Source organism: Neisseria shayeganii 871 (assembly GCF_000226875.1).
Lineage (GTDB): Bacteria > Pseudomonadota > Gammaproteobacteria > Burkholderiales > Neisseriaceae > Eikenella > Eikenella shayeganii.
This window is the reverse complement of the sequence record NZ_JH164926.1, coordinates 1,797,298-1,806,259: the sequence shown is the minus strand read 5'-3', so window position 1 is coordinate 1,806,259 and position 8,962 is coordinate 1,797,298. Positions and strand designations below refer to the sequence as shown.

11 protein-coding genes are annotated in these 8,962 nt (G+C 56.2%); 9 read left to right on the top strand and 2 right to left on the bottom strand.

Annotation, left to right across the window (positions count from 1 at the left end):
- Together HMPREF9371_RS08445 and pmbA are read left to right on the top strand one after the other, a co-directional pair.
- On the top strand, window positions 1–245 hold a 245-nt coding region (locus HMPREF9371_RS08445), incomplete at its 5' end, for an IS5/IS1182 family transposase (protein ID WP_009119630.1).
- A 206-nt stretch (window positions 246–451) separates the two neighbouring features.
- Complete coding sequence (gene pmbA / locus HMPREF9371_RS08440; protein ID WP_040661010.1) at window positions 452–1,783, top strand: metalloprotease PmbA; 1,332 nt, start codon at window positions 452–454, stop codon at window positions 1,781–1,783.
- A 608-nt stretch (window positions 1,784–2,391) separates the two neighbouring features.
- Here pmbA and HMPREF9371_RS08435 read toward each other — a convergent pair.
- Complete coding sequence (locus HMPREF9371_RS08435) at window positions 2,392–3,030, bottom strand: hypothetical protein (protein WP_156787018.1); 639 nt, start codon at window positions 3,028–3,030, stop codon at window positions 2,392–2,394.
- A 152-nt stretch (window positions 3,031–3,182) separates the two neighbouring features.
- Between HMPREF9371_RS08435 and HMPREF9371_RS08430 the strand changes: the two genes are divergently transcribed.
- The 3 genes from HMPREF9371_RS08430 (at window position 3,183) to HMPREF9371_RS08420 (ending at window position 5,178) form a co-directional block, all read left to right on the top strand.
- Window positions 3,183–4,046, top strand: coding sequence for a DMT family transporter (locus HMPREF9371_RS08430; protein WP_009119627.1), 864 nt, complete (start codon window positions 3,183–3,185; stop codon window positions 4,044–4,046).
- 123 nt (window positions 4,047–4,169) lie between these two features.
- Window positions 4,170–4,532 (top strand): SpoIIAA family protein, encoded by a 363-nt coding sequence (locus HMPREF9371_RS08425; RefSeq protein WP_009119626.1) that lies wholly within the window; start codon window positions 4,170–4,172, stop codon window positions 4,530–4,532.
- A 22-nt stretch (window positions 4,533–4,554) separates the two neighbouring features.
- Window positions 4,555–5,178, top strand: a complete 624-nt coding sequence (locus HMPREF9371_RS08420) for an esterase/lipase family protein (protein WP_009119625.1) — start codon at window positions 4,555–4,557, stop codon at window positions 5,176–5,178.
- A 260-nt stretch (window positions 5,179–5,438) separates the two neighbouring features.
- On the opposite strand, the gene HMPREF9371_RS08415 is transcribed toward HMPREF9371_RS08420, so the two are convergent.
- A complete protein-coding gene (locus HMPREF9371_RS08415; RefSeq protein WP_009119624.1) occupies window positions 5,439–6,317 on the bottom strand; it encodes a LysR family transcriptional regulator in 879 nt (292 codons plus the stop codon).
- Between the two features lie 127 nt (window positions 6,318–6,444).
- Here HMPREF9371_RS08415 and HMPREF9371_RS08410 point away from each other — a divergent pair, with 127 nt between their 5' ends.
- From HMPREF9371_RS08410 to HMPREF9371_RS08395, 4 genes are all read left to right on the top strand, one after another.
- Window positions 6,445–7,161 (top strand): pirin family protein, encoded by a 717-nt coding sequence (locus tag HMPREF9371_RS08410; RefSeq protein ID WP_009119623.1) that lies wholly within the window; start codon window positions 6,445–6,447, stop codon window positions 7,159–7,161.
- An 85-nt stretch (window positions 7,162–7,246) separates the two neighbouring features.
- Window positions 7,247–7,786 (top strand): DUF924 family protein, encoded by a 540-nt coding sequence (locus HMPREF9371_RS08405; RefSeq protein WP_009119622.1) that lies wholly within the window; start codon window positions 7,247–7,249, stop codon window positions 7,784–7,786.
- Window positions 7,787–7,917: 131 nt separating this feature from the next.
- Entirely contained in the window at window positions 7,918–8,199 is a 282-nt protein-coding gene (locus HMPREF9371_RS08400) for a GNAT family N-acetyltransferase (RefSeq protein WP_009119621.1), read from the top strand.
- A gap of 93 nt (window positions 8,200–8,292) precedes the next feature.
- Window positions 8,293–8,829, top strand: a complete 537-nt coding sequence (locus HMPREF9371_RS08395) for an NADPH-dependent FMN reductase (RefSeq protein WP_009119620.1) — start codon at window positions 8,293–8,295, stop codon at window positions 8,827–8,829.
- Window positions 8,830–8,962 lie beyond the last annotated feature (133 nt).

The window sequence follows — 8,962 nt, the reverse complement described above, 5'->3', positions numbered from 1 at the left end:
ATGGCATCATGCAAAAAGCACACCGTGGCCGACCGTTAAGCCCGGAACAAAAAGTCCGCAACAGCCGGTTGGCGAAAGTGCGCTATGTGGTGGAACCAAGCTTCGGTACGCTGCACCGCAAATTCCGCTATGGTCGGGCAGCCTATTTGGTTCTGCCCAAAGTAAGGGCGCAAAGCCACCTGAAAGCGATGTGTGTGAACCTGTTGAAAGCAGCCAACAGGATACGTGTGCCTATGGCTGCCTGAACAGGCAGGGGGTGCCTAGGAATTAGGCACTTGAAGGGGACTTTAGGGGTGGTTTGCCTACTTTTTACGAAAAAACAGCCGGAACAGGATGAAAGATGTTCCGGCTGTTTGTTGGCCTGGGATTTTGCAAAGGTCTCGGCCTGTTCGATACCGGCCATGGCCGCTCTCGGGTACAATGCGGCTTTTCTTTTGGCAGGCGTGAGAGCATGTTCAACCACTCTAAATCAGAATTATCGGTCCTCTGCGAGCAGGTGCTTTCCCTGGCCCGCGCCGGCGGCGCCACTGCGGCCGAGGCCGACATCAGCGAATCGGTGGGGCAGTCGGTGCAGGTGCGCCTGCAGGAAATCGAGCAGATCGAATACCAGCAGGACAAATCGCTGGACATCACCGTGTATGTGGGGCAGCGCAAAGGCCGGGCCAGCACCGGCGATTTTTCGCCCGCCGCGCTGGCCGACACCGTGCGCGCGGCCATCGACATCGCCCGCTACACCGCCGAAGACGACTGCGCCGGCTTGGCCGATGCCGAACTGATGGCCACCGAAACCGGCGATTTGGCCAGCTATTTCGAATGGCCGTTGGAAACCGACGAAGCGATAGAATTGGCGCGCCGTTGCGAAGCGGCGGCCCAAAGCGCCGATGCCCGTATTTCCAACTCCGAAGGCGCCGGCGTGCAAACCGGCCATTATCAATTTGTTTACGGCAACAGCCACGGCTTTCTGCAACACCGCCAGGGTTCGCGCCACAGCCTGTCTTGCAGCATGGTGGCCGCCGGCAGCGACGGGCGGATGCAGCGCGATTATTGGTTCGATCTCGCCCGTGATCCGGCCGATTTGGACAGCCCGGAAGCGGTCGGCCGCCTGGCCGCCGAACGCACCGTGCGCCGTCTGAATGCCCGCAGTCTGCCCACCGGCAGCTATCCGGTGTTGTTCGACACCACCGTCGCCGGCAGCCTGATCGGCCATTTGGTCGGCGCCCTCAGCGGCGGCGCCCTCTACCGCCAAACCAGCTTTCTGCCCGACAGCATCGGCCGCGCCATCCTGCCGCCTACGCTCAGCCTGCGCGAAGAACCGCATCTGCCCAAAGCCTTGGGCAGCACCTATTTCGATGCGGAAGGCGTCGGCACCCGTCCGCGTTTTGTGATTGAAAACGGCGTGATTCAGGGCTATTTCCTCAGCAGTTACAGCGCCCGCAAACTCGGCATGACCACCACCGCCAACGCAGGCGGCGCCCACAACTTGATGCTCAACCACACCCACGCCGACCAAGCCGCTTTGCTGCGCGAAATGGGCAGCGGTCTGTTGGTGACCGAGTTGATGGGGCAGGGGGTGAATCCGATTACCGGCGACTATTCGCGCGGCGCCGCCGGTTTCTGGGTAGAAAACGGTGTGATTGCCTATCCGGTGGAGGAAATCACCATTGCTTCGCGTTTACAGGATATGTTGCCGAGCATTGCAGGAGTGGCCGATGACGCCTTGCGCCGTTCGGCGAATAAAGTGGGTTCCATCTTGATTGCGGAAATGACTGTGGCTGGGTGTTGAATAGGCGATTCGAGCATTTCAAACAATTAATAGGAGGTAATAGGGGATATCTAATATAAACGATTTACGAAGAACGGATGGAAGGCATGGCTACCGCCGAACAGTATTCGCAAGGAAAAGCCGCCCTCAAAACCTTACCCTGTAAAAATCGAGCCGGTACCAATAGAGCCGGCCGAAATTCTCATCATGCGTGAACAACGCAATCTTTCGCAAGCGGTATTTGCAGTGAGGTTGCACGTTTCCGTTTTCACGAACAAAGCTGAGCAGGTGAAAGCCGTCCCAATCTCAAGTGCTCTTGCTGCTGCGCAGGGTATAAAAATCACCCAAAACCTTGTAAGGCCATTGCATTGGCATATAGCGTGAAACTTTAGCAAAATATCCTCCAACCCCCTAAATGTCTTGGGAGGGAATTTAGGGGGTTGGGGGATATTTTGCAAAGGTCTCAGGCTACCTGAAAACTTTTCATCGGTCTCAAATACCGGCTCGGCGGCATTTATCTAGCCGTCTCCGGCTTCCAGTCCAATCCTACACCGTTGCTCTCATGCTGTTTATCGGGCTTTGTCTTCACTATCTGGGATATTCAAACAAATATTTCAGCTATTATTTTCTTATTGAATCATTATTTTATTATCCATAAAAATAGGGACCCAATATCCATAAACCATCAATAAAAACCCAATAATCATCATCAGCAGCACCACCCAATTGATCATGGCAAATAGATACCAATTGATATAACGAATGTTCTCTTTGGGTTTTTTATGGGGCATCAGCTTGTGTTTTATGCTGGTCATCAAGGAATCTATGACAATCAAAAGCACCATGGCAAACAAAGCCAACAAACCCAGTATATCGAGAATGGGCCCAAAAGAAAGAACACGAAAAAAAGCATAAACCATGGCTTCGGGCATCATTGCAAAAGCCACATAAGTAGCCATTCCCGCAACAACAAACAGCCCCCTCATCAATTTTTGAATAGGGTTTTGTGCTGTCGTTAGTTTGGGGGTAGCGTAGCCGAATGGCATTTTTCCTTTCAAGCTCAGCCAAGCCCACAGCACACCCATCATCAGCGCCGCCATCCCCAAGAGCACGCGTTCGGCTGAAATGCCTATGCCCTCTTTATCAATCAGAATGACCAAGCCAAGCCAAATAAACTGCAACACAAAAACGCTAGGTATGGTGATGATCAGAAGGCGGATGATTTCTCTCCGTTTATTTGAAGGTGAAGTATTGAGGTTTCTATTCATCATTGTTTATATTAGATCTAAAATGCCGGTGATTTTTCAAGTCAGTGGCTGAAATTATCAAAAACAATAGCACATAAAAGTATTTCGCCTGAATTTACTAAAATTTTTTATTTTCCCCCACTTTAATTCTTTTTCAAGTAAGCAAATTACTTATGCCGCAACAAGACAAACTCGGCTCCGGCTGGATGGTGATTGCCGCCGCCGTTTTTGCCCTAATGGGCGCGCTGGTCAAAAAAGCCGGCAGCGATTTCGGCTTCGGTTTCAACGAGCTGGTTTTCTGGCGCACCGCCTTCGGCCTGGTGGTATTGGGCGGTTTGGCGCTGTTGCGGCGTCAAGATTTTCGTACGCCCCATTGGCATGCCCACCTCGGCCGCGGCGTGGCCGGAACCCTTGGCCTGATGCTGTTTTTCTATGCCATCGCCCACCTGCCTTTGGCCACGGCCGTTACCTTAAACTACACCTCTTCCTTATTTCTCGCGCTGCTTTCCTTTCTGTTTCTGAAAGAAAAAATCGCGCCCAATATGCTGGCCGGCCTGTTTCTGGGCTTTGTCGGCATCGTGATCTTACTGCGACCTACCTTCGCCGCCGGTCAGGAGTGGGCCGGCTTAGTCGGTCTGTCTGCCGGTTTGGCCGCCGGTTGGGCCTATCTGCAGGTGCGCGAACTTTCTCTGTTGGGCGAACCCGGCTGGCGGGTGGTGTTTTATTTCTGTCTGGTCGCCACCGTACTCTCCGGTGCGCTGGCCACTTGGGAAGGCTGGCATCCCGTCAGCTCAGATGCCCTGCCTTATTTGCTCGGCATCGGCATCACCGCTACCGTGGCCCAGCTTTGCCTCACCCGCGCCTATCAGGTGGGTCGAAAGTTTACCGTTGCGTCATTGTCTTACTTAACCGTGGTGTTTTCCACCTTGCTCGGGGTCTGGTGGCTCGGCGACCAAATAGGCTGGCAGGAAATCGCTGGCATGGCCGTGATCATCGCTGCCGGCATCATCGGCAGTCTGGTAAAAAAAACCTCCTGAAGCAACCGTTTTTGCGCCAAGTCAATATCCGGCCGCAGCGCAATTGAGCCGGCGCTTTAAAAACGCTATATTGTCCACACCCATTCTCGGGCTACCTGAAACCTTTTGCACACAGGAGGCTTTATGATTTCGATCCGCGAACAGCACTACGGCCTGAACGTCGCCCTCTACAATGAGTTTTCTTTGGAGGATTTCCGCGCCTTCGAACAAGCCGTCCTGGATTGCTTGCACCGGGTACACCGCCCCGACATCTTGCTGGATTTGTCTATGCTCAAAGACTTCACCATCGACATGGCGTGGGAGCAGCTGCGTTTCATGAGCAGCCACGAAAACGACTTCGGCCGTATTGCCATTGTGGTGGACGATATTTGGATCCGTTTGGCCGCCCACATCTCCGGCCTGCTCACCCGCCAACACCCCAAATATTTCGACGATGCCGCCGCCGCCCAAAGCTGGCTGCTCTCCGATGGTGACGATGCGGCCTGATTCATCCATACCTCTGCAGGTCATGCTGCTGCACGGCCTGCATATGCACGCCTGGGCCATGCTGCCCACCGCCCGCCGCCTGCAAGTGCACGGCATCCAGTGCCGCCGTTTCGGTTATTACAGCGTTGTCCACACCCTGAAGCAGCACACCGCCCGGCTGGCCGATGCAGTGCAAGCCTATTACCGCCACCACCGCGAGCCGCTGCATTTCGTCTGCCACAGCATGGGCGGCATTGTGCTGCGCCGTTTCGCTGCCGACTATCCGGATTTGATCCGCGGTCGTTGCGTCACCTTGGCCACCCCGCACTTGGGCAGCACGGCCGCCGACCGTTTGCACCGCTACGCCCGTCCGCTCATCGGCCATGCCTACCGCCACGCACTCGACGGCGATGTGCCGCCGTGGCCGGCACAGTTTGATTTGGGTTGTATCGCCGGCAACCGCCATCTCGGTCTCGGTTTGGCCGTGGGCCTCTATCGCGGCGGCGACGGAACCGTGCTGTTGGCAGAAACCCGTCCCGAAAACTGCCGCGACTATCTCGTGCTGCCCGTCAGCCACAGCGGTATTCTGGCCGATCAAACCGCCGCCATGCAGACCGCTCATTTTTTGCGTCACGGCCATTTTCTACATGCGGAGCAAAAGGTTTAGCCGTTTGCCCGCTTCATGGTGGCGCACTTCCCGCGAGTCCGGCAGCTAAGTTTTGGTACGGTGATCACGGATACGCTAGGGTCTGCTGACAGCGCAGCAGTGTGGCTTAATATGTCGGTTTTTAAGGAAAAATTGACGCCTGCGGGCTAAAAGTCACAGTTAAGATTGGACACATCTTGCATGCATTGTGCCAAAGTAAACAGACGTTTTACCAACAATACCGCCATTAGGCGAATGATCAACAGACCCTGGATCCCTGCTCATTCCCGGCACAATTTGTCTTTGAAAAACTCGATGAAGCGCAGGGCTTTGGCCGGCAGCAGCTTGGTCTCGCTGAGGGCGTAAATCGGCAGGCGGGCACCCTGCCATTCGGGCAGGAGGATGCGCAGTTCGCCGCTGGCCACTTCGTGGGCGGCCATGATTTCGGGCAGCATGATGATGCCTAGGCCTTGGGTGGCGAGGTGGCGGCTGAAACTGAGGTCGTTGGCGGTGAAGCGGCTCTGTATCGGCACTTTCACTTCTTTACTGCCGCGGGTGAGCGTCCATTCTTTTTGGCGGGCGGTGCGCGGAAAGCATTGGTGACGGGCCAGCGACTCCGGGTTCTCCGGCGTGCCGTATTTTTTCAGGTAGCCCGGCGCGGCATAGAGCCGGCAGCACAGCGTGGCTAAGGGATAGGCAATCAGCAGCGAGTCAGCCGGCTGTCCTACCCGGATGGCGAGATCAACCGGCTCGCCGACCAAATCGACATGACGGTCGGACAGGTCGAAATCGAAGCCGATGTGCGGGTAGCGCTCGGCAAACTCGGGCAAAAACGGGGCAATCAGAAAACGGGCCACATCAGAGGCCACCGACAGGCGCAATGTGCCGGCCGGCTGCGCCACCATCTCGCTAAGGGCCAAGTGGGCGGCGGCGGCTTCTTCGACAATGTAGCGGCAGCGCTCGTAATAAATGGCGCCCGCTTCGGTGAGCTCCACCTTGCGCGTGGTGCGGTTGAGCAGGCGCAGGCCGATGTTTTTTTCCAAAGCGCTGACCCGGCGCGACACGGTGGAGCCGGGTAAGCCCAGCTTTTGCGCCGCGCCGCGGAAACCTTTGGCCTTCACCACTTCCACAAACAAAGCCATATCGTCCAATAAACCCATTATTGTTCCAATATTGCATCAAATATTTGCATTTTACCCTATTTATTTAAAAAAAAGATTAATCGTATAATCCGCCCACTGCCTCACCACTCGGGGCCCAAAACACACACATCATCAGGAGCACACCATGCAAACCGTTTACCATGCAGCCGACACCCGCGGCCTGGCCAACCACGGCTGGCTCAAAAGCCGCCATACCTTCAGCTTTGCCGACTATTACAACCCGCAGCGGATGCATTTTGGCGTGCTGCGCGTGATCAACGACGACCAAGTGGCCGGCGGCGGCGGCTTCGGCACCCATCCGCACAACAATATGGAAATCATCTCCATCCCCTTGAGCGGCGATCTGGCCCACAAAGACAGCATGGGCAACGGCAGCATCATCCGCAACGGCGATATTCAAGTGATGTCTGCCGGCACCGGCGTCACCCACAGCGAAATGAATGCGAATGCCGACGAGGCGGTGAAATTCCTGCAAATCTGGGTGTTCCCCAATCAGCGCGATGTCGCCCCCCGCTACCAGCAAATCACCCTTGCCGAGCAGGCCAAACCCAACGATTTCCAGCAGGTGCTGTCGCCCAATCCCGAAGACGACGGCGTGTGGATCCACCAAGATGCTTGGTTTTCGCTGGCCAAATTCGATCAGGGCACCCGCAAAACCTATACCGTGAAAAAAGCCGGCAACGGCGTGTATGTTTTCGTGATCAAAGGCGAAGCCCGCGTCGGCGGACACCTCCTGCACGAGCGCGACGGCTTGGGGCTGTGGGACACCGACGCCTTTGAAGTGGAGGCCTTGGGCGATGCCGAAATCTTATTGATGGACGTGCCGATGGCATTGTCTTGATGCCCTCGTTCGGTTCGTCACCATTCGCAGGCTACCTGAAAAGAGACGGATGTTCAGGTAGCCTCAAACCCCGTCAGGAGCCGCCATGAGCCCGCAAACCGTACTTGATTTTTGGTTCAACGATGCCAACCAGCCCTTTTGGTTTGCCAAAAGCGATGCGTTTGACGCACAAATCCGCAGCCGCTTTTACGATGTTTGGCAACAAGCGGTGTATTCGGAACTGGACGGCTGGCGCGACACCCTAACCGGACGGCTGGCCGAAATCATTGTGCTCGACCAGTTTTCGCGCAATCTCCACCGCAACAGCCCCTTGGCGTTTGCCCAAGACAATATGGCGGTGGCTTTGGCGCAGGAGGCGGTGCGGCAACCGGGTTTTGCCGATATGGCGCCTGCCGAGCGCCATTTTATGCTGATGCCGCTGATGCACAGCGAAAGCCGTGCCATTCATGCCCAGGCGGAAAAACTGTTTGCCCGCTACACCACACCGTATGCGCTGGATTTTGAAATCAAGCATAAAGTGATCATCGACCGCTTCGGCCGCTACCCGCACCGCAATGAGGTGCTGGAGCGTGAAAGCACGGCCGAAGAGCGGGCGTTTTTACAAGAGCCGGGCTCCTCGTTTTAGGGCGGCTGTCGTTTTACCGCGGCCAGGCTGCGGCCAACACAAACTTTGCCGCCCAAAGCACCGCCGGCCGGCTGATAATGCCTCCGGTTGCTGAAAAAGGCACCCATCACCAATCACCCCAAGGAAAAACCATGTCCCGCGATTACGTTGTGATCAACAATACCGAACAAAACCGCTTTGAAATCCATGAAGAAGGCCACATCGCTTTTGAGAATTACGAATTGTTCGAAGGCGGCATCGCCTATACGCGCACCGAAGTGCCGCCCGAATTGGGCGGGCGCGGCATCGCTTCTTTTCTGGTCAAATACGTACTCGACGACGCAGTGGCCAAAGGCTTGAAAGTGAAGCCGGTTTGCCCTTTGGTGAAAGCCTATATCGACAAACACCCCGAATACCAAGCCCACTCGGTATGACACGGCGGCGCCTAAAAGCGTTTTGAGCCATCTGTTTTTCAGGTAGCCTCTGTTTTCCCCACTTCATCCGTCATCACGCATAAAGGACGTTCCATGACCCACATTGCCCTGGTTGTCGGCAGTCTCAGCCAAAACTCCATCAACCGCGCCGTGGCCGCGCACATCGTCGCCCAAGCCCCGGCGGGCGTGCACGTAGAAGAAGTGCACATCGGCGACCTGCCGCTGTACACCCAAGACCGCGATAGCCAAAGCCTGCCCGAATACGAGCGCGTACGCGCCCAACTGCGCGCCGCCGACGCGGTGCTGATCGTCAGCCCCGAGCACAACCGCAGCATGCCGGCCGCCGTGAAAAACCTGATCGACATCGGCTCGCGCCCCTTCGGGCACAGCGTGTGGAACGGCAAAAAAGTGGCGGTTGCCACCGCATCGCCGGGCAGCTACGGCGGCATCAACAGCGGCCTGCATTTGCGTCAAAGCCTGCAATCTTTGGGCGTCGAGGTGCTGATTGCGCCGGAGGTGTTTTTGAGCCGCGCCAATGCCGCACTGGACAAGGGGCAGGTGAGCGACGAGCGCACCGCCGCATTTTTAAACAAATTTGCCGCTGCTTTTTATGCTTGGGCGGCCGAGTAAGCAGGCTACCTGAAACTTTTCCAAGCGTGCGTATGCTACAGCCGTGCGCCCGCTGCGGCGGCGGGCAAGTCCCCCGCACGGTTGGCAAACGGTTCTGGCGGCAATCCACATTATTGAATGGGGCTGAAGTAGA